16 protein-coding genes and 1 pseudogene are annotated in these 25051 nt (G+C 42.1%); 14 read left to right on the top strand and 3 right to left on the bottom strand.

Features of this window, described 5'->3' with window-relative positions; genetic code table 11:
- Nucleotides 1-203: 203 nt before the first annotated feature.
- The 8 genes from L1267_RS07335 (at nt 204) to L1267_RS07300 (ending at nt 15640) form a co-directional block, all read left to right on the top strand.
- Nucleotides 204-1247 carry an alkene reductase gene (locus tag L1267_RS07335; RefSeq protein WP_138557142.1) on the top strand — a complete coding sequence of 348 codons (1044 nt, stop codon included), beginning with the start codon at nt 204-206 and terminating at the stop codon, nt 1245-1247.
- 211 nt (nt 1248-1458) lie between these two features.
- Nucleotides 1459-3816, top strand: coding sequence for a TonB-dependent receptor domain-containing protein (locus tag L1267_RS07330; RefSeq protein WP_235382481.1), 2358 nt, complete (start codon nt 1459-1461; stop codon nt 3814-3816).
- A 57-nt stretch (nt 3817-3873) separates the two neighbouring features.
- Complete coding sequence (locus L1267_RS07325; protein WP_235382480.1) at nt 3874-5001, top strand: sulfatase-like hydrolase/transferase; 1128 nt, start codon at nt 3874-3876, stop codon at nt 4999-5001.
- Entirely contained in the window at nt 4998-6059 is a 1062-nt protein-coding gene (locus L1267_RS07320; RefSeq protein ID WP_235382479.1) for an alkaline phosphatase D family protein, read from the top strand. The genes L1267_RS07325 and L1267_RS07320 overlap by 4 nt, the downstream gene beginning before the upstream one ends.
- Before the next feature lie 151 nt (nt 6060-6210).
- Complete coding sequence (gene recC, locus L1267_RS07315) at nt 6211-9555, top strand: exodeoxyribonuclease V subunit gamma (protein ID WP_235382478.1); 3345 nt, start codon at nt 6211-6213, stop codon at nt 9553-9555.
- On the top strand, nt 9542-13117 hold the full coding sequence (gene recB, locus L1267_RS07310; RefSeq protein WP_235382477.1) for an exodeoxyribonuclease V subunit beta: 3576 nt from the start codon (nt 9542-9544) through the stop codon (nt 13115-13117). Before recC ends, recB begins: the two co-directional genes overlap by 14 nt.
- On the top strand, nt 13114-15198 hold the full coding sequence (recD, locus tag L1267_RS07305; RefSeq protein ID WP_235382476.1) for an exodeoxyribonuclease V subunit alpha: 2085 nt from the start codon (nt 13114-13116) through the stop codon (nt 15196-15198). The genes recB and recD overlap by 4 nt, the downstream gene beginning before the upstream one ends.
- Nucleotides 15185-15640, top strand: coding sequence for a GNAT family N-acetyltransferase (locus L1267_RS07300; RefSeq protein ID WP_235382475.1), 456 nt, complete (start codon nt 15185-15187; stop codon nt 15638-15640). The genes recD and L1267_RS07300 overlap by 14 nt, the downstream gene beginning before the upstream one ends.
- Here L1267_RS07300 and L1267_RS07295 read toward each other — a convergent pair.
- A complete protein-coding gene (locus tag L1267_RS07295) occupies nt 15637-16266 on the bottom strand; it encodes a trimeric intracellular cation channel family protein (RefSeq protein ID WP_062565213.1) in 630 nt (209 codons plus the stop codon). The genes L1267_RS07300 and L1267_RS07295 overlap by 4 nt on opposite strands.
- Before the next feature lie 116 nt (nt 16267-16382).
- A complete protein-coding gene (locus L1267_RS07290; RefSeq protein ID WP_138557150.1) occupies nt 16383-17672 on the bottom strand; it encodes an amidohydrolase in 1290 nt (429 codons plus the stop codon).
- A 56-nt stretch (nt 17673-17728) separates the two neighbouring features.
- On the opposite strand from L1267_RS07290, the gene L1267_RS07285 reads away from it, so the two are divergent.
- The 6 genes and pseudogenes from L1267_RS07285 to L1267_RS07260 all read left to right on the top strand — a co-directional run bounded on the left by L1267_RS07285 (nt 17729) and on the right by L1267_RS07260 (nt 23773).
- Nucleotides 17729-18391, top strand: a complete 663-nt coding sequence (locus L1267_RS07285; RefSeq protein WP_235382474.1) for a Crp/Fnr family transcriptional regulator — start codon at nt 17729-17731, stop codon at nt 18389-18391.
- Between the two features lie 54 nt (nt 18392-18445).
- A complete protein-coding gene (locus L1267_RS07280; protein ID WP_235382473.1) occupies nt 18446-18850 on the top strand; it encodes a hypothetical protein in 405 nt (134 codons plus the stop codon).
- 105 nt (nt 18851-18955) lie between these two features.
- A complete protein-coding gene (locus L1267_RS07275; protein ID WP_235382472.1) occupies nt 18956-19459 on the top strand; it encodes an Mpo1 family 2-hydroxy fatty acid dioxygenase in 504 nt (167 codons plus the stop codon).
- A 21-nt stretch (nt 19460-19480) separates the two neighbouring features.
- Complete coding sequence (locus L1267_RS07270; RefSeq protein ID WP_138557155.1) at nt 19481-20269, top strand: SDR family oxidoreductase; 789 nt, start codon at nt 19481-19483, stop codon at nt 20267-20269.
- 177 nt (nt 20270-20446) lie between these two features.
- Nucleotides 20447-21448: pseudogene (locus tag L1267_RS07265) on the top strand (branched-chain amino acid aminotransferase); the annotation flags it as partial.
- A 171-nt stretch (nt 21449-21619) separates the two neighbouring features.
- Nucleotides 21620-23773, top strand: coding sequence for a prolyl oligopeptidase family serine peptidase (locus L1267_RS07260; protein WP_235382470.1), 2154 nt, complete (start codon nt 21620-21622; stop codon nt 23771-23773).
- Nucleotides 23774-23836: 63 nt separating this feature from the next.
- Here L1267_RS07260 and L1267_RS07255 read toward each other — a convergent pair whose 3' ends face one another.
- Complete coding sequence (locus L1267_RS07255) at nt 23837-24928, bottom strand: DUF481 domain-containing protein (RefSeq protein ID WP_235382469.1); 1092 nt, start codon at nt 24926-24928, stop codon at nt 23837-23839.
- Nucleotides 24929-25051 lie beyond the last annotated feature (123 nt).

The following is a 25051-nucleotide window of genomic DNA, read 5'->3' as shown; positions in this document are numbered from 1 at the left end:
AAAAATTTCTGATTTAGAACAACTAAATAACGAAATTTTTGCCTTGTTATCAACGAGGTTTTCTTGCCTCAAAATAGACCACTTAATTAAGCGAATTGGTATAAACGAAGTTTACGTAATCTTGAACGAATATTCAAAATAAACCTTGAAGTTAGTATGTTTCGCCCTTATCTTGAATGTATGTTCAAGATAAGGATAAAACCATGACAACCGATTTACTTTCTCCATTTAAACTAAACGACAGTATTGAGCTGCAAAACCGTGTACTAATGGCCCCACTTACACGCTGTATGAGCGACGATAACCTCGTTCCAACCCAAGCGATGGTTGATTATTATGCGCGCCGTGCCGATGCCGGTTTAATTATTAGCGAAGCAACGATTATTCGCCCAGATGCTCAAGGTTACCCAAATACACCGGGTCTATTTACCAGTGAACAAATTCAAGGTTGGAAGAAAGTGACCGATGCTGTGCACGCGAAAGGCGGCAAAATGTTTGCTCAGCTTTGGCACGTAGGTCGTGTTGCTCATCCTCACTTTTTTGGTGGTGATGTACTGGCACCATCAGCAATTGGTGTAGAGGGTTCGGTACCAAGAATGCGCGAGTTAACTTACGTGACACCAAAAGCTGCAACCATCGAAGACATCCAAGGTTTAATTGCTGACTACGCAAAAGCGGCTGAAAATGCAATTGAAGCGGGTTTTGACGGCGTTGAAATTCATGGTGCGAATGGTTACTTGATTGATCAATTCTTACACTTTGCTGCCAATCAACGTGAAGACCAATACGGTCAAACACCAGAAAACATGTCACGTTTTGCTCTTGAAGTTGTTGATGCTGTAGTGGCAGCCATTGGTGCAGATAAAACAGCATTACGCTTATCGCCAGGTGCGTATTTTAATATGACTGAAAGCGACGGTGATAAAGCAGTATTTGATTATCTATTACCAGCACTTGAAACACGTAACCTTGCGTACCTACATGTTGGTATCTTTGATGACAGCATGCGCTTTGCAAGTTTAGGTAATAAGTCGGCGTCTGAATATATGCGTGGTGCTTATAAAGGTACCTTGGTAGGGGTAGGTAGCTATAGCTTTGAAACAGCAAATCAAGCTATCGATAACAACCAATTTGATTTAATTGCGATTGGTCGCCCATTCATTGCGAACCCAGATTACATCAGTAAAGTTAAAAATGGTGAAGCGTTAACACCATATAGCGAAGAAATGCTGGCTGAGTTGATTTAAGCAAATCTAATAATATTGTCCAACCAACAAGCGCCCAGTTAATTTAACTGGGCGTTTTTCTAATACTTTCTTATTTATTAAACAGTTGAGTCTTAAATCTGCCATGAAAATGCATTAATTGTTTAACTGTTGTGTCAAAAATTTTGACCCTAAATGTCATACACGCTCTGCATACTGTGCCCGCTTTTATATACGTAACCTTGGAAAAACAATGAGCACAGTAACTAAAAAAACAAAACTAAGCCTTGTAATCGCAACGCTTTTAGCAACATCGGCAAATGCAAACACCAATAACGAAATTGAAGAAATTACCGTTGTTGCAAAGCCAACCAGTTATGCAAATAACGTCATTGAACCTGCCATGCTTGAGCAACAAAGTTCAGTATCAAGTGTGTTAGCCGTGATTGATAACTTACCGGGTATTAGCATCAACGAAGGTGATGCATTTGGTGGTGACGATTGGTCAACCACCATTACTATGCGTGGCTTTAGTATCGATGGTAATCAACAGCAATTAGGTATGACGATTGATGGTATTCCTAATGGCGGTTCTAACTATGGTGGCGGCGCAAAAGCAAACCGTTATCTTGACAGCGAAAACTTAGCAACGGTTGAAGTAGGGCAAGGTACGTCTGATATTGCCTCTGCATCACTCGAAGCGCTAGGCGGTACATTTAATTTTGTGAGTGTACAACCGAGTACTGAGCAAAGCACCACGTTTGCTTATACAACGGGCGATCACAATGCTAGCCGTTACTTTGTTAAGCACGAAACCGGCACTGTGTTTGATAACACGCAAGCCTATATTAGCTATTCGCAAACAGACACTAGCCGCTGGATTGGCGATGGCAGCAATGGTGGTAAAGACAACCAGCATATCGAAGCTAAGTTTGTATCAGACTTTAGCGATTTAACCGTATCGGGTCGTGTTTCGTATGATGATGTTCACGAAATTAACTATAACAGCATCAGCATTAGTGAGTTTGAACAAAACCCTGATTGGGATCGTTTAACTTGGAATTGGACTGGTGTGCCGCATTTTGATCAAATGTTTGCTGAGGGCTGGGGTACACTGCGTGAAAATACCCTTGCGTATGTAAAGTTTGATTACGCATTAGGTGCCACTTCAAACTTAAGCTTGTCGCCTTACTATCATAAAAATTCAGGTCGTGGTGATTGGATCCCGCCTTATTTAACGTCACCAGTTGATGGCGATGGTAACCCAACAACAATTGGTGGTGAAAACGCAGGCAGCTATGGCTTTACAGATAGCGATGGTAATCCACTTGCACCTGCTGCAGGTTGTACGGCAAGTTTAGAGTGGCCATGGTCATCTGGCCCCGGCTTAAACCCAGCCTGTTACCCAGATGATGCTATTCCGGTTATGTCGTATCGTCATACTCACTACAAAAAAGACCGCTTAGGTATGACCGGTGAGTACCAAGTAACGCTTGGCAATCATGATATTGAAGCCGGCTTTTGGTTTGAACAAACAGACCGCGATGAATCACGTGACTGGCATAAAGTTATTGATGCCCGTGTCTATCATCATTTTGACCAAACACCTTATTGGACACAGTATAAAAACACCTTCGAAACAGATACATTCAAATGGTACGTGCAAGACTCAATCAGTTTAGGCGATTTCACACTTAATTTAGGTGCTAAACAGTATCTTGTTGAACTGCAGCGTTATAACCATTTTGAAGATGAATATTCAGATAAGATCGACAGTGATTCAGACGTACTATTCAGCGGCGGGGTGTTGTATCAGCTATCTGCAAGCACAGAGTTATTTACCAGCTACAGCGAAAACTTTGCGGCAATTAAAGATGGCGTACTTGAACGCGATTCATCAACATTGACCGAAATTGAACCTGAAACAGCTGAAAACATCGACCTAGGTGTGCGTTACAGTGATGACCGTTTACGTTTAACGGCAACCGCTTACAGCATCGAATTTGATAACCGTATTACCTTTATTGCTCCGGGCAGTGATACCGATGGTATTGACTACACGATTGGCACGAACGGTTCTTACATCAACGTTGGTGGTATAGAGTCAACGGGTGTGGAGCTTTCTGCAAGCTATATGCTGACTGACAAATGGAACCTTTACACATCGTATACGTACAATAACTCTGAGTATCAATCGAACGATCCAAGTGCTTACAACAGCGAGGGTGAGTTACTTGAGGATGCATCAGCCAGCTTTAAAGCGGGTGATGAAGTGATTGACTCAGCACAAGATTTATTTGTGGTATCGGCAGACTACTACAGTGGTGATTTCCGCTTTGGTTTATCGGCTAAATACACTGGTGAGCGTTTAGGTGCATGGACTGATGAGCAAACCCGTTCGCGTAATGAGGTTGATGGTTACACCTTGGTTGATTTAAACATTGGTTATAACACCAGCCTTGATTCAGGCGTGTTTAAATCAATCGACCTTGCATTTGTGGTGAATAACCTGTTTGATAAATCATATCTCGCAGGTGGCACAGGTAATGGTTCTACCTACTTTATTGGTGCACCACGTACCGCAGCTTTAACACTTACAGCGCAGTTTTAAGTAATAAACTAACGTTTTAAATAGCCCATCGTTGATGGGCTTTTTTGCAGGTGATATATGAAAAAATTAATTTTAGCCTCGGTGGTGGTAGCGGCATCACTATTAAGCTTAAACAGTAAAGCTGCCGACAATGTTGTGCTCGTTACTCTTGATGGCCTTCGCTGGCAAGAAGTGTTCTTTGGTGCAGACAAAAACTTAATTGATAACACTGATTTTGTTGCAGATACAGATGAGCTAAAGGCGCTTTTTTGGCGAGATGACCAAGCACAGCGTACACAAGCGTTAATGCCATTTTTTAGCGAAATACTGGCAAAGCAGGGCGTTTTGATTGGTGATAGAACTCAAGGTTCATTTATGTCGGTAAGCAACCCGTGGTATTTCTCATACCCAGGTTACAGTGAAATATTAACCGGCATTGTAGATGAAAATATCGATAGCAACGATAAAGTGCCTAACCCCAACAAAACCATCTTAGATAGTTTAAATTCTCAACCCGAGTTTAAAGGTAAAACCGCGCTTTTTGGTAGCTGGGATGTGTTTCCTTATATTGTAAATCGCGAACGAAGTGGAGTGTTTGTTAATGCTGGCTTTGAATCTTTTGATGCGGTGAAATCAGCCGAAGTGACTCTGCTAAACCAAATGCAAAGCGAGATCCCAAGCCCTTGGCACAATGTTCGCCTCGACAGCTTTACCTACCGATTTGCCAAACAATATTTATTAAATAAACAGCCGCGTTTACTGGTTATTAGCTTGGGTGAAACCGATGACTTTGCTCATAACGGTAAATACGATGCCTACTTAAAATCGGCTAAACAAAGTGATGCGTTTATTCGTGACCTTTGGCAAACAATTCAACAAACACCGGGCTATAAAGACAATACCACATTGATCATTACCACCGATCATGGCCGTGGCAGTCATGCTGATGATTGGCAGCATCATAGTTCGAAGCGTGCTCTGGCAGGTTCAGAGCAAGCTATTAAGCACTTTCCAAATGGTATTGTTGGCTCTGAACACATTTGGCTAGCAGCCATCGGCCCAGATATAAAAGCAACAGGCTTAATAAAGCCAAGCAATGAGCTTAAACAAGCGCAAGTAGCGGCAACTGTACTGAGCATTTTAGGTGTAAATCGTCAGCATGTTAATCCGAAAATGGCGGCGCCGATTAAGGAGATTTTAAAATGAGTTTAACGCTTAGTTTTCTTAGAAGCACCTTATCTGGGTTAATCCTAGTTAGTAGTGTGAGTGCGATTGCTGCGCCAAGTAAAATTTTGTTTGGCTCATGTGGTCATCAAGACAAAGCTATTCCAATTTTTGATGCCATCAACAAAGAGCAAGCGGATTTATTTATGTTCCTTGGCGATAACATTTATGGTGATACCGAAGATATGTCGGTACTTGCCGATAAATATCAACGCTTAGGACAAAAGCCGGGCTTTAAAACATTACGTGCGAATACCCCGATAATAGCCATGTGGGATGACCATGATTATGGCGAAAATGACGCTGGTAGCGAATACCCAAAAAAGCAGCAGTCACGAAAAATCATGCTGGATTTTTGGCAAGAGCCTGCGGATTCTGCTCGCAGGACTCGTGAAGATGGTATTTACACTTCGTACACGTACGGTGAAGGTGAGCAAACTGTAAAAGTCATCATGCCAGATCTCCGTTTTAATCGCGCACCGCTGAATCATGTATCGGCGGTGACCTACCAACTTGAACGTAAGCCCGCAAAACAAGGGCCTTATAGCCCAACAACTGATAAAAACGCCTCTATGCTTGGTGAAAGCCAATGGCAATGGCTCGAACAAGAGCTTAAGTCAGACGAAAAGATAAAAATCATTGCCTCAAGCTTACAGCTATTGGCTGATTTTACAGGCTGGGAGTCATGGGCTAATTATCCTGCTGATCGTGAGCGTTTATTTACGCTTATTAAAAAGCATAAAGTAAACGGTGTAATTATTGTCAGTGGCGATACCCACTGGGGGGAGTTGTCTAAGTATCAACAAAACCTAGATTACCCACTTTATGAGATGACCAGCTCTGGACTAACAGAAAAGTGGAAAGATGTTAGCCCTAATAAACACCGTGTGGGTGATTACACTCATGAGGTTAACTACGGCGATTTAACAATCGATTGGCAAAAAGCAGATCCTACCATTCGTATTGCGCTTAAAGGTATTAAGGGTGATGAGATCATGCACACCGAGTTTGCGTTATCGACGATAAGTCCATACCAGTAAATATTGCCTGTAGCGCATACCCGTAATACGTACCCGCAGCTCATGGCAAACATGGAATTAAGCCTTGTTTGCGGGTATTTCTCTCTATCCCATCTAATTAAAATATCTTACACTGTGTCAATTAGTTAGTTTCAAGCAAGGACAGTGTAAAGTGCTGAATATAATTCAATCAAATCGCATGGAAGCACTGCAAGCGCGGTTTCACGCTCTTCTTAAAGTTAATCCATTAACGAGCCCCTTTAAAAAAGAAATTGTGCTTGTGCAGTCACCGGGTATGTCGCAGTGGCTAAAAATAGGTTTAAGCGAACACTTAGGGATTGCCGCTCAGGTCGACTTTCCGCTGCCTTCGAGTTTTATATGGCAGCTTTACCAACAATTATTGCCAGATGTACCCAGTGAATCACCGTATAACAAAGCTAACCTTGCTTGGAAGCTGTTTGCGATTTTACCAAACTGCATTGATGAGCCGCTGTATTTACCACTGAAAACCTATTTAGATGGTGACAGTGAGGGGCAAAAAACCTTTGCCTTGTGCGAGAAAATTGCCGACGTTTATGACCAATACTTAATGTATCGCCCCAATTGGATTACCACTTGGGAGCAGGGCATCGATGAGCTTGATGATGTTGATGTGGGTATTGCGCCATGGCAGCCAGATCTTTGGCGCAAGCTGGTGGCGCACAGTAAAGAGCTTGGGCAAAGCCAATATCACCGCGCCAACATGCAAGACAAACTCCTTGCAGCCCTTGAAAAAATGGACGCAAGCTTATTACCTGAGCGTATTAGTTTATTTGGTATTTCTGCAATTGCGAGCAGCCAGCTTGAAGTGTTTCAGGCTATTGCGAAAAAAACGCAGGTATTTTTGTTTTTCTTCAACCCCAGTGAGCATTACTGGGGCGACACACTCGATGAAAAAACAGCAGCCAAAATTGCTGCTAAATATGCCAAACGCCCGCAGTTACAAGCACTTGAAGACAGCGCTAAAAACCCTGATCACGAGTACTTTTTTATTGGTAATCCGCTACTCTCGTCATGGGGTAAATTAGGCCGAGACTATTTTGAGCAGCTACTACAACTAGATGCGCAGTGGCTAGACGGATTCGATAACGATTTTGATCAAAGCTTGCTATCGCAAATTCAGTCTGAAATTTACCAATTAGCCTTCAAGGGTGAGTCATTAACGCCTGATAAAGAATGGTTCATTAATGACGAAGGCAAACTGCCAATTCAGGCAGATGATACCAGCATTGTGCTGAGCGATTGTCACACTCCACTTCGTGAAGTAGAAAGACTACATGATTACTTGCTCAATTTATTCAATGAAAATAAAGCGCTAACACCGAAAGATATTATTGTAATGATGCCGGATGTTGGCACATACAGCCCGTATATTGAGGCGGTGTTTGGTGGTGCCGAAGGGCGACGCTTTATCCCTTATGCGTTAGCCGATTTAGCCATAGAGCAAGAAAAACCTGTGCTTAGTTCGTTTGCTAGTTTAGCTGATTTACCATACTCACGCTTTGGTGTATCTGACATTCTTGATTTACTGCAAGTCACGCAAATTGCCGAAAAATTTAACCTCGAAGCCCATGAGTATGAGCAAATAGGTTTTTGGCTTGAACGCGTTGGCGTTAAATGGGGCTTAGATGCCGCTCACAAAGACAGTTTTGGCTTACCCGCAATAGATTTAAACACTTGGCAACATGGCCTAAACCGCTTGTTACTTGGCGTTGCGCAACGTGATGAACAATTGCCGTTTTCGGGGATTTACAGTGCCGATGAAGTTGAAGGCATGGCACTGAATACCTTAAATAAACTCATTGAATTTATTGATGTACTTGCCCGTTATAAAGCCAAGCTGCAAGCTGATGCACCACTTAACGAAAAGGCAGAAATTCTAAAAGAGTTATTAAGCGATATATACAGTGATGAAGGCGAACAAAGCTGGGATTTATTAGTGCTGCAAAAAGTGCTTGATACACTGATTAAGCATTATGACAATGGTGATTACCAACAAGCCGTTTCGCAGCGCATTGTAAGTTACCTTGTAAAACAAGGTATTCAAGAAAAAGGCGTAGGGCAGCGCTTTTTAGTGGGGCAAGTTAACTTTTGTACGCTGATGCCAATGCGTGCAGTGCCATTTAAAGTAGTGTGTATGCTAGGTTTAAATGATGCGGATTACCCGCGTACCGTTCAGCCAATTGGTTTTGACTTAGTTCCTTACTCAAAACGCCAAAAAGGCGATCGCTCTCGTAAACTCGACGATCGTTACCTGTTTTTAGAAGCGATTTTAAGTGCCCGTGAGAATCTATACATCAGTTATATTGGCCGCTCTTGCTTTGATAACCAACCAAGAATGCCCTCAACTTTAGTGAGCGAGCTTTTAGAATACATAGCCCGTAGTTTTGAATTTGCTGATCAAGACACTCACTTAAAGCTACCAGAGGCGCTGATTAATTATCAGCACTTACAGCCATTTAACCCAGCTTATTATCTGACCACTAACAAAGAAGGTAATAAAATCCAAACTGATGACGAGCAAAAAGCAAACAAACCTTTAGCCACACGATTACACAGCTATAACCCTGTGTGGATGCCAACTCAAGCTGTTAACCCTGAGCCACAGCAAGCGCTTAGTGTTCAGCCAGAAAGCAGTGTTGAGTTAACTCAGTTTATTCGCAGTATTTGCCAGCCGCACGAGAGCTTTTATCAACAAAGTTTGGGTTTACGCTTACCGCAATTTAACGATATTGCTAAAGATGAAGAGCCATTTAGTTTAGATGCATTACGCCGCTACTTTTACCTTGACGAAATTCTCGAGGCTAGCATTCAAGAGTTACCGCTTAACAAAGCGCAAATAATGCAGCGCGGTGAATTACCCCAAGCCCATGTTGGCGACCTTGTGTTTGAAAGTATGCAGCACCGAGTTGATGCGCTTGCAGGGCAAGTGAAAGCGCATATTCAAGGTGATGAAGCATTACCCGTTGAAGTAAATATTAAAATAGCCAACACCACTTTAGAAGGTTGGTTAAATCATATTTATGGTCAAAAACAGGTGTTTTATCGCACCGCCAGTATTAAAGCAAAAGATGTAATTCGTGGCTTTGTGCATCATTTAGCGGCGCAAATAATGGGGCAACCTGTTGAAACCCTCATTCTTGGTTTAGACAAGCAAATTAGTTTTTCACCCTTGTCAGAAGACGATGCCCGCAAGTATTTAAACGATTGGTTTTTGCTTTATGAAACGCTTTTAACTCGTCCTGTGGCGTTCTTTCCGGTCAGTGGTTACGAGTACATAAAAACAGACAAAGACATGGTTAAAGCAAACAATAAATTCACGCCGCAATACATAGGCATAGGTGAAGGTGAGAACCCATACATTCGCTTAACCATAAAAAGCCTTAAAGACTGTGAAGAAGAGTTTATAAAATGGAGCGAGCTGCTGTTATCGCCACTCGTTGAATTAGCACAGGAGGCCGATCATGCAAACGCTTAATCCAATGAGTATGGCGCTGTGTGGGCAAAGCCTTATTGAAGCCAGTGCCGGTACAGGTAAAACCTATACAATCACAGGTTTGTATTTACGGTATTTGTTGGGCTTACAAAAAGCGACCGGGGAAGATGAAGCATTAAATACGCCGCTTAGTGTTGAGCAAATCCTAGTGGTGACCTTCACTGAGGCCGCCACCCAAGAAATTAAAGACCGTGTGCGAGCGCGTATAATCAATGCCAGAGATGCTCTGCTTGGCAAAGAGCCCGATGATGAGCTGATTGAGCAAGTAATTGACGAGGTAACTGACAAACACGCCGCATTTGATTTGCTAGACGCCGCGGCAAAGTCGATGGATGAAGCTGCCATATTCACCATTCATGGCTTTTGTCAGCGAATGCTGAAACAACATGCTTTTGAATCAGGGGTGGCGTTTAACTTAGAGTTTATTTTAGATGAGCGTGAGCTTATTCAAGAAACCCTTAATGACTTTTGGCGTGCCTTTGTTTACCCACAATCAAAAGAGCGTACGCAAGCAATTACCGATATTTTCCCAGTGCCTGCATCACTGTATTCACAGGTAGTGAGTTTACTCAATAAACAAGGGGCAACAATCACCCCCGAGTATGACCTTGATGAAATATGGCAAGCACGCGATAACTTTGTGGCAAAAGTCCCGGCATTTAAAAAGGCGTGCCGTGAGAGTGAGTTTATTAATGCTGTAAAAGCGTCTGATTTAAGTGGCTCAAAAACCCCAGGGCGAAAAAACAGCCTTGCAGCGCTTGAAGAATACTTAAACAATGACGAGTTGTTTTTTGTATTTGGTACCAATAAATACTCGTTTGAAGTGTGGAGCACAGAGAATTTAAGCGACCCTGCAAATTATAAGAAAAACGGTAGCTTACTCATTCACGAAATGTTGGCTCAGTTTGATGAAATGGCTAAACTCAGTAGCCTTATCAATAACGGATTGAATATTGCGATAGTGCAATACGCAGCTAAATGGGTGGCAAATGCATTAGTCAAACGTAAGCAAGAACAAGGTGTTATTACTCCAGATGACTTACTGAGTAACTTGCATCAGGCGCTTTTAAGTGAGCAAGGCCAAGCATTAAGTGAAAAAATTGCCGCCTTGTTTCCGGTTGCCATGATTGACGAATTCCAAGACACCGACCCAGTTCAATATGGCATTTTTAGCCGTATTTATGGCATTAAAAACACCACCCTTGCCATGATAGGTGATCCAAAACAGGCTATTTATGGCTTCCGTGGTGCTGATATTTTTACTTATATTGGCGCAAAACAAGCCGTTGAAAAAGACAAGCAATACACCCTAGATACCAACTACCGCTCAAGTGAAGGGGTTGTTGATAGCGTAAACCGCTTATTTTCTAAAAATGACAATAGCTTTATTTATAACGACGCAATCCCATTTCAAAAGGTTAATGCGAAGGGAAAACGGCAAGACAAAGCGTTTTTAATAAACGGTGAAATGCCAAGTGCATTTGAATTTTCGGTTTTTGTTGATGAATACGCCGAAGCCAACAACAAGCCAACCAGCAAAGGGGTGGCTCAACAAGCATTGGCTTTGCAATATACGAAAAAAATCACCGAGCTACTCAAGCAAGCTGATGCAGGCGCTGCAACCATTGCAGGAAAGCCTCTCACCGCCGCCGATATCTGTGTGTTAGTGCGTGACCGAAACGAAGCACAGTTGATGAAAAACGCACTAGCAGAAGCCGCCATTGCCAGCGTGTATTTGTCCCGTGACAGTGTGTTTAACCAAGAGCTTAGTCATCATTTACTGAACTTTTTAACGGCATTGCATGGACAGTATGATGAGACATTACTGCGCGGTGTACTTGCCGGCCCGTTGTTTTGTTTAAGCTACAACCGTATTTATGAGCTTCACGAAAATGAAAGTGCATGGCAAGAACATCTAAACTTTTTTGCTCAACTTGCCCACATTTGGCATAAACAAGGCGCTATGGCGATGCTTGAGCGTTTATTAAGCCATAATCAGCTCGCAGCGCGTTGGCAAGGCTTAGGCTACAACGTTGAACGCTGGCTCACCGATTTCCGTCATTTAGGGGAAATCTTGCAGCAAAAGCAAATTGAGCTTGAGGGCACCCACAGATTGCTGCGTTGGTTTGCGCAAAAAGTCAGTCAACAAGATGGCGAAGCGGTGCAAGTACGCCTAGAAAGCGATGCTAATTTGGTGAAAATTGTCACCATGCACGCCTCAAAAGGCTTAGAGTACCCGATTGTATTCATGCCGTTTGCCTGTGGCTATCGCGAAAGCAAAGAAGCCCTTTACCATAAAGACGGTAAGCTGATTTATGACCTTGCTAAAAGTGACGAGGCAATGCAAAAAGCAGAGCAAGAGCGCTTAGCTGAAGATTTACGCTTACTTTATGTGGCGCTGACCCGTGCCGTGCATTTTTGTTCTGTGGGTATGTATAACATTTCGCAAGGTCGTAGTGCTCGCCCTGGTATTCAAAGTACCAGCATTGGCCATGTATTATTTGCAGGGTTAGAGATCAAATCGGGCGATGAATGGCGCGCGTTGTTACAACAATTTTGTGAAGGCTCAGCGCACATGAACTATGAGGCGTTTAGCCAAGCAGATGAGCTTGAAAAGTTAACATTTGCTGGAGCTGACAGTGAGCAAGAATATCAAGTTAATACTGTAAAAGCAGACATTCAGCGTGATTGGCGCTCAACCAGTTTTAGTAGCTTAACGCTGAAAAAGCATACTGACCATATTGAGCTTGGTCGCAGTGATGAAGACCACGAAAAAGATGAGTTTTTAGCCCAAAATGCCAATGCTTTAACACCTTACAGCTTCCCTAAAGGGGCTAAGCCGGGTAGTTGTTTGCATGAAATATTTGAGCAATTGGACTTTACCGACCCTTATGCGTTAAAGCGCCCGGCCAGCGAACAAGATGACCATGCACTTGATAAAGTGATCAAAAAGTTATTCGAAAAATACCATATTGATGATAGCTGGCAGGAAATGACCGAGCAGTGGATCCTTGCTGCGCTGAATTGCCCATTGAACGATAAAGGGCTTAGTTTATCAGTACTTGAGCCTGATACCTGTTTAGTCGAAATGGAATTTAATTTACCGCTGTTATCGCTCTCAAGCGATAAGCTTAACCAAGTGTTGGTAAAACATTTTAACTTACCTGGGCAGCTCGACTTTAGTGAGGTACAAGGCTTACTAAAAGGCTTTATAGATTTAATATTTTGCTGGCAGGGTAAGTATTATATTCTTGATTATAAATCGAACTTTTTAGGCAACAGTGCGGCTGATTACCACCATGAGCAACTAGAACAAGCCATGACCAGTCATCAGTATCATTTGCAGTATTTAATTTATACCGTAGCACTGCACCGTTTATTAAAACAACGTATTCAAGATTACGATAGCGACACGCATTTAGGCGGTGTTTACTACACCTTCTTACGTGGTATGAGCGAAGGGCAAGGGGTGTATTTTAATCAGCTAACAAAACAGCAAATAACTGAGCTTGATAGCTTATTCGCACAAGGAGCCATGCTATGAGTCAAATGACATTCGGCTTTGATGACCATGAGCCAAACGAGCCAGTGAATAAGCAACCACAGCAGCCAGTACAACATACTGAGAGTAACTCAGTGTTACCTGCCACAGAACTTAAAACGCAGCCTTTACTGAGTTATTTGCTGGAGGCAAAACGTATTTGCTTGGTTGATGTTAAACTCGCTGAGCTATTGACTGGCACAGAAACAGTAGCAGGTTCACAATCGTTGATAGAGAATAACGATGCAGCGCACAGTGAGGTTTTTTACCTGATTTTATTGCTTGCGGCAGCGCAGCAAAGTCAGCACAGCTGTTTAGAGCTCGCGAATATAAACTGGCAAAATCCGTTTGAAATTAAACAGCAAAGCTTAGCTGATGCCAGCATCGCAGCCCCTGATGTTTTAACACCGTTTGCGGCAGAATTTGGCCTTACTGAGGCTGTTAATAAACTAATGAATGCTGAGTGTGTCGGGGACGACAAGCCACTGCTATTGTTTGCGAATAAACTTTACTTTGCCCGCTTGGCAGAATACGAAACCACTCTGGCATCGCGTTTACATCATTTAGCAACGAAAGAGCTCACACTTGATGAAGCCGCATTAACGGCATTACTTGAGGTGTATTTTCCTAGCAGTGAACATACACCCTACCCAAGCGATCCTATTAAAACATTAAACTGGCAAAAAGTAGCCTGTGCGATTGCTGCAACAAAAGGTTTTAGTGTGATCACCGGTGGCCCGGGTACCGGTAAAACCACCACGGTAACTAAGCTACTGGCCATATTACAATCCTTGTATGCCAGTGCACCGCTAACAATAAAGCTGGTTGCACCGACAGGTAAAGCGGCAGCTCGTTTAACCGAGTCGATTTTAGGGGCAAAGCAAAAGCTTAGTATGATCCCTGATAATATCGCGCCGCTTATCCCTGAGAGCGCACAAACGATTCACCGTTTACTGGGCGTTATTCCGCATACCAATAAGTTTCGCCATAATAAGCGTAACCCACTGCATTTAGATGTACTGATCATTGATGAAGCATCGATGGTTGATTTGTCACTTATGGCAAAACTCATCGAGGCATTACCGAGCCATGCAAGGCTTATTTTACTGGGTGATAAAGACCAATTAGCCTCGGTTGATACGGGCAGTATTCTTAGCGACCTCTGCCAAGGCTTAGAGCTTGGCAAAATGCCAGATTACAGCAGTGAAAGAGCAGCGCAGCTTAATCGCGTTTGTTTTAATAATCAGAGCGAGATACCTGCGGCGAGCAGTCATTTTGTACTTAACGATTGTATTGCGTTTTTACAGCAAAGTTATCGTTTTGATGGCAGCAGCGGCATTGGTCAATTAGCACAAGCTGTAAATACCAATAACACAGGCTTACTGGGCTATGTAGAGCAAACGATTAATCAAGGTGGCTTTAAAGACCTTAAACTTAATTACAGCGTAATTAGTAAACCGATTGAGCAATTTGTGCAACAAGCGGCGTTGCAATACCACGATTATTTGCAACTTATACAGCAAGGGGCAAGTGTTGCCAGTGTGCATAAAGCATTTGCGCATTATCAGTTACTAGCAGCCGTCAGAGAGGGTGATTACGGTGTAAATAGTCTTAATCAACGTATTGAAAAAGCACTGGCTCAACAAGGTTTAATCTCGCCATATCAAAGGCATTACGTGGGTATGCCAATTATGATCAGCCAAAACGACTACCAGCTAAAACTGTTTAATGGCGACATCGGTATTTTAATGCACGATGAGCAAGGTCAGTTAAAAGCCATGTTTGTTGATGAACAAGAAAATATTCGTGCCTTTTCGCCCGCACGTTTACCTGCTCACGATAAAGTGTATGCCATGACAATTCATAAGTCGCAAGGCTCTGAATTTGCTTACACAGCAATGATTTTACCGCCAATAAAACAGGCTAATCAGGGCATTAACAGACAATTGGTTTACACGGGGATCACCCGCGCGAAAACCACATTTGAGTTGGTGGCCGATAAAAATGTATTGCTCATGGCAATGAATAAATCTGTTACTCGTGCTTCAGGTTTATACGATAGGTTAAAACATGAAGCTAGTTAAAGTAACGAGTGACCAACTCAACGATTTAATGGGTTGGTTTAACTCAGAGGCTGAACTGCGTATTTGGTCTGGGCCATTTTTTAATTACCCATTTGATACGCAAAGCTTTAGAAAAGATTTAAACCTAGATGCGCTGAATTCCTTCGCGTTGAGTAATGACGAAGGCCGCATGTTAGGGTTTGGGCAATATTATTTACGTGAAGGTCGTTGCCATTTAGGGCGGCTAGTTATCGCGCCAAGTGAACGTGGTAAAGGTCTAGCAAAAGTGTTGATAAATTTACTAGGAGAGCAGGGCAAACAGCAATTGAACTGCGATAGTTTGTCGTTGTTTGTGTATAGCCATAATACCCTTGCTAAAACAGCCTATGAAAAACTGGGTTTTATACAAACCCAGTATCCAGCGGACATGCCACTCGATGGCTGTATTTATATGACTTGCTAAGAGCGTTTAAAGCTGCTTTTACGAAACAGGTTAGGTTGCCAACCAAAGTGTATGGCGCCTAATCTTAAACATACCGTCACAGCAAATGCGCCAAGAATGCACCAAATATAACTCACCTCTAGGGTGAATAAAGCCGCGTAAGTTAACCCGCCAGATAAGCAAGCGGTTGAATAAAGTTCTTCGCCCATTACTAAAGGCACTTCTCGGCAGATCACATCACGCATCAGGCCACCAAAAATACCTGTGGTCATACCCATGGTGATGGCTACAACCATATCTGCGCCGCCAATCAGAGCCTTTTCGATACCAATAATGTTGAAAATAGCCATCCCTACGGCATCCATTAATAACATGGTGGTGTTACTTAAATCGGGTAAGTGACGAATAGATAAAATAGAGGCGAATATGGCAATGTAAGTTGCGTACAAATAATCGGGCTGGGCTATCCAAAATACTGGTTTGTTGAGCAATATGTCTCGAAGTGTGCCACCACCCAGAGCTGTGACTGTGGCAACAACCACCACACCAAAACCACCGACACTTTTTTCATGGCCCAGCAAGGTGCCAGAAATAGCAAAAAACGCTACACCGATAATGCTTAAAAAATGAAAGTATTCTGATGTCATGGGGCTTCCTTACCTGTTTATAGTAACTAAACCCTAGCAAAATGAACTTTATTGATGCTGAACAGCTAAGAAAATAGGGCGGGTAGTGATGTCACCCGCCGGTAAGAAAATTATTATTATTTTAGGTAATCAACCACTAATTGCGTCATTGCATTTACGCCAAGCTGTAAAGCTTTTTCGTCTGCAAAAAAGTGTGGTGAATGGTTACTAGGTGCTGTAACTGCATCTTGACCTTTTGGTGTAACACCTAAGAAAAAGAACATGCCTGGTGTTTCTAAGGCGTAGTAACTAAAGTCTTCGGCACCTGTGATAAGTGGCGTTGTGATCAGGTTTTCTTTGCCAACCACACCAGCAAGAGTTGGTGTCATTTTCTTGGTTAATTCAACATTGTTCACTGTTACTGGGTAACCATGATCAATGTGAACATGTGCTTCTGCGCCACCTGATTCAGCTACCATCTCAGCGGTTTTAGCTAAACGTTTTTTAATGTCAGCACGCATTTCTTGGTCAAAGGTACGGATTGTGCCAACCATTTCAACTTGATCAGGGATGATGTTGTTACGCACACCGCCATTAATGGCACCAAATGAAACTACCGATGGCGCTTTGGTCACATCAACTTGGCGTGAAGCGATGGTTTGTGTTGCCATAATGATTTGTGATGACGCCACAATTGGGTCAACCCCATTCCAAGGGCGTGAGCCGTGAGTTTGGCGGCCTTTTACTGTGATTGTAAACTTGTCGGCGCTGGCCATTAGCGGCCCTTCACGAAAACCAATTTGTCCGGTATTAAGTGAGCTGGTTACGTGTAAACCAAATACGGCTTCTGGCTTTTCTTTAAATAAGCCTTCTTTAAGCATCAGCTCAGCACCACCTTCTTCGCCATCAGGAGCACCTTCTTCAGCAGGTTGGAAGACAAACAGAATATCACCCGCTAATTGGTCTTTAATTTTTACTAAAGACTCAGCTGCTGCCATTAAAATAGCCACATGGTTATCATGACCACAGGCATGCATTACGCCAACGGTATTACCTTTGTACTCTGTTGTTTGCGTTGACGCGAAAGGTAAGTCTACTTGCTCTTTTACAGGTAGTGCATCCATATCAGCACGCAGCGCAATAAGCGGACCTTTTTTGCCCCCTTTAAGTTTGGCAACCACACCGGTATGAGCCACACCTGTTTGAACCTCAAGGCCTAACGAACGTAAATGCTTAGCTACGTATTTGGCTGTTTCAAACTCACGGTTACTAAGCTCTGGATATTGGTGTAAATGACGGCGCCATTTAATGACCTTTTCGCTGACGCTTTTATTGGCAGACTTAAGTTCAGTATTAATATCACTAGCAAATGCAGGGGTCGAAATCGCACTGAGAAGTAGGCTGGTCGAAAGTAGTTTGTTTAACATCCCATATCCTTTTATTATTAGTTACTAATTATTTAATCAATGTAAAGTATAACCACTTGAATGAACAAGACCTTTCGGTAATTAACCAAGACAAATGGTTTAAAAATCGCACACAATTATTTAAAGACAAGCTAGTTAAACATGCTAAATTAATCACCTTAAAGGCAGGTGATGCATTGTTTTTGCGTGGTGATGAAAATACCGGTCTGTATTGTGTTATTAATGGCGTGCTTAGAGTTTCTGGGGTTAATAGCCAAGGCAAAGAAGCGGTGCTTAGTTTTGTAACCAGTGCGATGTGGTTCGGTGAGGTTGCTTTGTTTGATGGCGGTCGACGCACCCACGATGTGTATGCACAAACTGCGGTACGGCTACTACACGTGCCTGAGCGGGCATTAACTCAGTTATTACAAGAGCATCCCGCTTATTGGCATGATTTTGGGCTGTTGCTTACCGATAAAGTGCGAAGCCTGTTTGACTCCTTAGAAGATCACGCACTCCTTACAGCAAAGCAAAAGGTGAGTAAGCGGTTATGTATGCTTTATCAGTCGTCACTCCAAAGCTGTTTGCCGCTTACCCAGCAACAACTTGCCGATATGACCTATTTAACACGGCAAACCATTAATCAAATATTACAATCCCTACAAGCTGATTCAATTATTAATCTTAAATATCAATCAATTGAAGTAATTGACATCGATAAATTACAATCTCAATGCTAGTTTGGAACTAAAATTGCTACAAAGTTGTAATCAAGCTTAAACGGAAGACAACTTGTGGCAATAACATTTCATAATCAATATAACCCTTATCACGCTTCGGCTGCTGCTAAGCTGTCGCAAACAACCCGCCTCGATGATATGAAGGCCATGCATACGCCTGCATCTTCAGCACAGCAACTTTTACAAAAGCAGTCTGAGCCCAGTTCTTTTTTAGCACAGGCGCAAGAAGCCTTGGTTTATCAGCGACTCGGGGTTGATAAAGAGAAAATTGACGAAATAAAAGCGCAAATAGAAAAACTTGCCGAACAAATGCAGCAACAAGGTGCCGACACCAAAGCGCTGCAAGAAAAAATGAATGAGCTGCAAGCGATGCTTGATGAAGAATATCAAAAAGGACGCGAACGCATGGATATGCAACCAGAAGCTGAAAAAGGCAAAGTTATTGATGCGCTGGTTTAATGTGTGAGTTTAATATAGCCATTTTGAAATGTCGGTTAGTTGACATTCTTGACGGTGAATTTTCTGCTAATCTGAATTTTGAACACAGTTTTGGCAGGAAAAATAATGAAAACATTAAAACAACAACTGACAAATTACGCTCTCTATCACCGCTCTAAACGTAATATTTACACCCATTTTATTGGCATCCCATTAATTGTATTTGCGATTATTTGTTTATTGCAACGAGTCACGCTTATTTCAGAGCCTGCTGTTATCTCCTTGGCAACCGTGGTGATTGTACTTAGCTGTCTTTATTACTTGATGCTAAGTTTATCAATGGGGTTAATTATGGCTGTATGCTTAAGTTTGTTGAGCATTGCCGCTGAGCCCGTGGTGTCACTTGACGTGGAATTATGGCTAGCGGTAAGTATTGGTAGTTTTGTTGTAGGTTGGGTATTTCAGTTTGTTGGCCATTATTTTGAAGGTAAAAAGCCAGCCTTTGTTGATGATTTAATTGGTTTAGTAATAGGGCCTTTATTTGTATTAGCTGAGTTATTGATTATGCTTGGTTTTTATAAAGATATTGCTGAACATATCGAACAACATGCAGGCCCTAACAAAGCATAACAACAATAAAAAGGAACACATATGCAATTAAATGGTAAAACAGTTTGGGTAACTGGGGCATCTTCTGGAATTGGTGAAGCACTTTGTGAGCAATTAGCTGCAAAGGGCGCAGTGCTGATATTGTCTGCTCGTAATGAAGAAAAACTCAACGCTCTAAATACAAGGCTCGGTGGCAATCATCATGTGGTTGCCCTAGATTTGGCAAAACCCGAAGCCTTACTTGAAGATATGCCCGCAGTGATTGAGCGAATTGGCCGCATTGATGTGCTTATCAATAACGGTGGGGTGTCGCAGCGTAGTTTATTTTTAGAGAATGAATTTACGGTTTATCGCCAACTGATGGAAGTGAACTATTTTGGTTTAATAGCTTTAACCAAAGCGGTAGTACCGCAAATGGTTGAACAGGGTATGGGCATGGTCGTTTCAATTAGCAGTGTAGCGGGTAAAGTCGGTTCAAAGTTCAGAACAGGTTATTCGGGTTCTAAATACGCGGTAGTGGGTTTTATGGATTGCTTAAGAGCAGAGTTAGCCGACAAAAATATAAAATGTTTAACCATTTGCCCAGGTTCAATTAAAACTGCAATTGCGCATAATTCGTTAGATGGCCAAGGTAAACCGCAAAATAAGCCAGAGGAATCAATCGAAAACGGCATGGATGTGGCAAAAGCGGCTGCAAAAATGATTAAAGCCATTGAAGCCGAGAAAGATGAAGTTGTTATTGGTGAAGGAATAAGTGGTTTAGCACCTACTATAAAGCGTTTTTTCCCGGGCTTTTTTAATCGCCTCACAGCAAAAATGAACTACAGGTAATTTCGCTTAGTAAGTGTATAAATAATTATCATTAAACAATGCGCACATGAGTTGCGCATTTTTTATACCAGGCGAACGTTTTTTTATCGTTTTTATCGAGAAAAGGCACTAGTTTGCTATGGTTAAACAGGGATGGATTAGCATACAATGGGGCAAAAGTAGTCCAAACAAGAGAGAACAACAATGGCCGCATTTGGTACTGTATTTATGCCACAAATGATCCAAGCACGTTTTGCTGATAACTCATGGAGTGAAAGCGCGCTGGTCCCATCTGATAAAATCGAATTACATGCGGGTGCACACGTATTACATTACTCAAGCACCTGTTTTGAAGGATTAAAAGCGTTTCGTCACGAAGATGGCTCGGTCTATATCTTTCGTATGGATGCTAACATTGCTCGTATGAAGCAAAGCTCTAAATTACTAAACTTACCTGACTTTGACGAAAGCATGCTTGAGCAAATGATCAAAGACATTGTTAAAGAGTATGCAGACGAAACACCAGCACCGCCGGGGTCTATGTATATTCGCCCAACTCACATTGGTACAGAAGCCGCAATTGGTAAAGCCGCTGCGCCGTCAATGAGTTCCTTGCTTTATGTATTACTTTCGCCAGTGGGTGATTACTTTGCAGGTGGTGCTACAGCACTGCGTGTATTACTTGAAGAAGACGGCATGCGCTGTGCACCTCACATGGGTATGGTTAAAAGTGGTGGTAACTATGCAAGTGCATTAGGTCCAATCTTACAAGCTCGCTCTGAGCATCAAGCTGACCAAATTTTATTCTGCCCAGGTGGCGATGTTCAAGAAACCGGTGCTGCGAACTTTATTCTAATCGATGGTGATGAAATCATCACAAAAGCTCTTGATAGCACATTCTTACACGGTGTGACCCGTAATAGTATTTTAACGATTGCGAAAGATTTAGGTATGACCGTATCTGAGCGTAACTTTACTGTGTCTGAGCTACTTGAAAGAGTTGCTAAGCCGGGCACTGAAGCTGCATTATCAGGTACCGCTGCGGTACTGACGTCGGTTGGCACGCTTATTCATAACGACCAAGAGTTTAAAGTGGGGTCGGGTGAACCAGGTGAAAAAGTCGCTAAATTACGCCAAGCATTGAATGATATTCAATGGGGCAAATCAGCAGATACTCATGGCTGGTTAACAAAAGTATAATTACGCAAACAGTGTTTACTATTGCGAAAAATTAAAGGCCACGCTATTGCGTGGTTTTTTGTTTTTACATTGGTTTACAGCGCTTCCTGTGTTTGACCGCAAATAACTAGACATTCTTTTGTATTAACTTTACTTTCATTTTGTTAACAATAACTAAAAAGTAAAATTATTATGATTAAAAAAGCGCTTGCTTGTGCAATTGTGGTTGCACTGACGGGGTGTGGTGAATCTATCCCAACAAAAACAGAACAAACTATAAAAACTGCAGAGGTTAAAGCTGCTGTGAATTATCCAGAAACGAAAAAAGGCAATGTTGTTGATGAGTACTTCGGCCAGAAGGTAGCCGATCCGTATCGTTGGCTAGAAGACGACATGAGCGAAGAAACGGCGCAATGGGTAAAAGCCGAAAATGACGTTACCTTTTCTTATCTTAAAAATATTCCTTATCGCGATGAGCTTAAAACCACTCTTGAAAAGCTGATGAACTATGAAAAAGTCACAGCGCCATTTAAAGAGGGTGAGTACACTTACTTTTATAAAAACGATGGCTTGCAAAATCAGTATGTGGTTTACCGTAAAAAAGGTGACTCTGAAGCTGAAGTGTTTTTAGATCCAAATACTTTCAGCGCCGATGGCACAACCTCAATGTCGGGCTTAACTTTTACTGAAGATGGAAGTTTAGCTGCTTATCAAATTTCTGAAGGTGGTAGTGACTGGCGTAAAATTATCGTTATTGATACAGCGACTAAACAGCCTATTGAAGAGGCATTAGTCGATGTTAAGTTTAGCGGTATTTCGTGGTTTGGTAACGATGGCTTTTATTATTCAAGCTACGATAAGCCAAAAGGGAGTGAGCTGTCAGCAAAAACAGATCAACATAAGGTCTATTATCACAAATTAGGCACAGCACAAGCTGATGACCAATTAGTCTATGGCGGTACAGAAGCACAGAAACATCGTTATATTGGCGCTGAGGTAACGCGTGATAATCGATACCTAATAATTGCTGCAAGTACTTCAACATCAGGTAATAAACTGTTTATCAAAGATTTAACTAAGCCTGACAGCAAGTTAGTAACCATTCTAGATAACACAGATTCAGATACATCAATTATTGATAATGATGGCTCGAAACTGTATTTAGTGACTAACTTAAATGCGCCAAATATGCGTGTAGTGACAGTTGATGCCGCTGATCCAAGCCCAGAAAATTGGCAATATTTAATTCATGAAACTGACAATGTACTTAGTATTTCAAAAGGCGGTGACTATTTCTTTGCTAAGTATATGGTTGATGCGATTTCGCAAGTAAAACAGTACGATAAGTCAGGTAAACTAGTGCGTGACATTAGTTTACCAGGTGTGGGCACCGCATACGGCTTTAGCGGTAAGCACGACGCTGAAACGCTTTATTATTCATTTACCAATTACACCACACCAGGCAACATTTATTCATTTAATGTTGATTCTGGCCAGTCTGATGTATATCGCAAGTCGGGCGCTCAATTTAATAGCGAACAATACACATCTGAACAAGTGTTCTACACATCTAAAGATGGCACTAAAGTTCCGATGATTATTTCATACAAAAAAGGCACTGAGCTTAACGGTAAAAACCCAACAATTTTATATGGCTATGGTGGCTTTAATGTAAGTTTAACACCAAGCTATAGCCCAACTGTTGCCGCTTGGCTTGAGCATGGTGGCGTGTATGCTGTTGCTAATATTCGTGGTGGTGGTGAATACGGGAAAGAGTGGCATGTAAATGGTACACAGCTTAAAAAGCAAAATGTTTTTGACGATTTTATTGCTGCTGCAGAATACCTTAATGAAAAACAATTCAGCTCACCTGATTACCTTGCGGTACGTGGTGGCTCTAATGGTGGCTTATTAGTTGGTGCGGTTATGACGCAGCGCCCTGAGCTATTTAAAGTAGCACTGCCTGCTGTAGGTGTATTAGATATGTTGCGTTATCACACCTTTACTGCCGGTGCTGGTTGGGCGTATGACTACGGCACCAGTGAGCAAAGTAAAGAAATGTTCGAGTACTTAAAAGGCTACTCGCCAGTTCACAATGTTAAAGAAGGTGTTAGCTACCCTGCAACGTTAGTGACAACAGGGGATCATGACGACCGTGTTGTGCCTGCGCATTCATTTAAGTTTGCGGCTGAGCTACAAGAAAAAGGTGCGAAACAAAATCCGTATCTAATTCGTATTGAAACAAATGCAGGTCATGGTGCAGGAACACCAACCAGTAAAATTATTGATCAATACGCTGATATTTATGGCTTTACCTTATACAACATGGGTGTTAAATCGCTATAAGATAATATTTACTCGACTAAAATAAAAACGCCGAGCTTAAGCTCGGCGTTTTTATAGCAATTGCTATAAATCTATACCCAGTGCGAAAATCATTTTGTAATCTTCTTTTTCGGGGACTACACCATTTTCATCGGCTATCGGGTCGGATAGATAATCCCAGACTAATGAAATATCAAAATCAATGTCATCAGTAACGTCTATTTCAAAGCTTGCCATTGCATACTGTGAATCGCCACCAGTGTCTTCACTGGCTGTCAAATATCGATAGTTAAAACTAAAATCGATATTTTTGGTTACTTCCAGTTCGTAATTAGTGCCAACAAAATAAGACATTGAAGAATTTGATTTATCTTCACCATTTGCAACGGTATCAAACTCTGTTTTTTGATAAGCAGGACCTGTTGAAAAGTCCCACTCAATTTTGTCGGTATCCATTACGTAATAACCTACACCGGCACCTACAGTGTATTTATTGGCAATGTTTTGAAATGGGTCACGATAGTATTCAAAGAAAATAGGGCGAAAATACATTTTTTGCGTATAAAACCAGTCGAAGGTTCCATTTGCTCGTATGTTATTTTTAGTGACTTGCTCATCGCTGGTGGTGCGATACCCTAAAAATTCAGCTAAAAAGCGACTCGACGCTGTTCTGCGTTTGATATCAGCTCTGGCTGAATATTCAGTTTGATCAGTATTACCTCGAGATAGGTCGGCGCCCAATGATATTTTTACTGTCCAAGCACTAAGCTCACTATCAATTGACGGAGCGATAGAGACTAAATCACGATAACGATACTTAGCAGGAGCATCACCTACTTTTACATAACCACCCGATATATTTAGTGTGCCGCTGAGTTCTTCACCATCATTAAAACGAACTGTGTGATGACGTTCAGAAATAATCATGTAGATATCTTCGCGGTCGATCATCAGGGTATCGAGTACGTCGCTATCGAATTCGAGCTCCTTATCGTACATTGAAACGAGCTCACCTTTGAGCCATTCACCAGAGTTAAGTCGGATCCAATCAAAATGAGTGGCATCTTTTATGATTATGCCGCGTTCTTCAAGTAGTGGATCAGGAAGTGATTCTGCTGCATAGCCTGTAAATGGGCTAGCAACTAATAAACCAAGAAGCAGGTGTTTTTTGAGCATTATTTCAATCCATGTTTAATAAAACCAGCCCACGTTACTATAGGCTCAAATTGAGCGGGAATACCTACAAAGCTCTGACAGGATGTACAAAGCTCATCAAAGTATTCGTGTCTCAAGCTGCCC

It is taken from the genome of Pseudoalteromonas sp. OFAV1 (genome assembly GCF_021532595.1).
Classification (GTDB): Bacteria; Pseudomonadota; Gammaproteobacteria; order Enterobacterales; family Alteromonadaceae; genus Pseudoalteromonas; species Pseudoalteromonas lipolytica_C.
The sequence above is the reverse complement of the archived record's forward strand: the minus strand, read 5'-3'. Positions and strand labels throughout refer to the sequence as shown.

What these genes read in the sequence shown, in the direction of transcription:
- L1267_RS07325 (WP_235382480.1), top strand. Translation starts at nt 3,874, where the DNA reads ATGAAAAAATTAATTTTAGCCTCGGTGGTGGTAGCGGCATCACTATTA.
- recB (WP_235382477.1), top strand. Translation starts at nt 9,542, where the DNA reads ATGCAAACGCTTAATCCAATGAGTATGGCGCTGTGTGGGCAAAGCCTT.
- L1267_RS07290 (WP_138557150.1), bottom strand. Translation starts at nt 17,672, where the DNA reads ATGTTAAACAAACTACTTTCGACCAGCCTACTTCTCAGTGCGATTTCG.
- L1267_RS07295 (WP_062565213.1), bottom strand. Translation starts at nt 16,266, where the DNA reads ATGACATCAGAATACTTTCATTTTTTAAGCATTATCGGTGTAGCGTTT.
- L1267_RS07255 (WP_235382469.1), bottom strand. Translation starts at nt 24,928, where the DNA reads ATGCTCAAAAAACACCTGCTTCTTGGTTTATTAGTTGCTAGCCCATTT.
- L1267_RS07320 (WP_235382479.1), top strand. Translation starts at nt 4,998, where the DNA reads ATGAGTTTAACGCTTAGTTTTCTTAGAAGCACCTTATCTGGGTTAATC.
- L1267_RS07335 (WP_138557142.1), top strand. Translation starts at nt 204, where the DNA reads ATGACAACCGATTTACTTTCTCCATTTAAACTAAACGACAGTATTGAG.
- recD (WP_235382476.1), top strand. Translation starts at nt 13,114, where the DNA reads ATGAGTCAAATGACATTCGGCTTTGATGACCATGAGCCAAACGAGCCA.
- L1267_RS07270 (WP_138557155.1), top strand. Translation starts at nt 19,481, where the DNA reads ATGCAATTAAATGGTAAAACAGTTTGGGTAACTGGGGCATCTTCTGGA.
- L1267_RS07260 (WP_235382470.1), top strand. Translation starts at nt 21,620, where the DNA reads ATGATTAAAAAAGCGCTTGCTTGTGCAATTGTGGTTGCACTGACGGGG.
- L1267_RS07300 (WP_235382475.1), top strand. Translation starts at nt 15,185, where the DNA reads ATGAAGCTAGTTAAAGTAACGAGTGACCAACTCAACGATTTAATGGGT.
- L1267_RS07330 (WP_235382481.1), top strand. Translation starts at nt 1,459, where the DNA reads ATGAGCACAGTAACTAAAAAAACAAAACTAAGCCTTGTAATCGCAACG.
- L1267_RS07275 (WP_235382472.1), top strand. Translation starts at nt 18,956, where the DNA reads ATGAAAACATTAAAACAACAACTGACAAATTACGCTCTCTATCACCGC.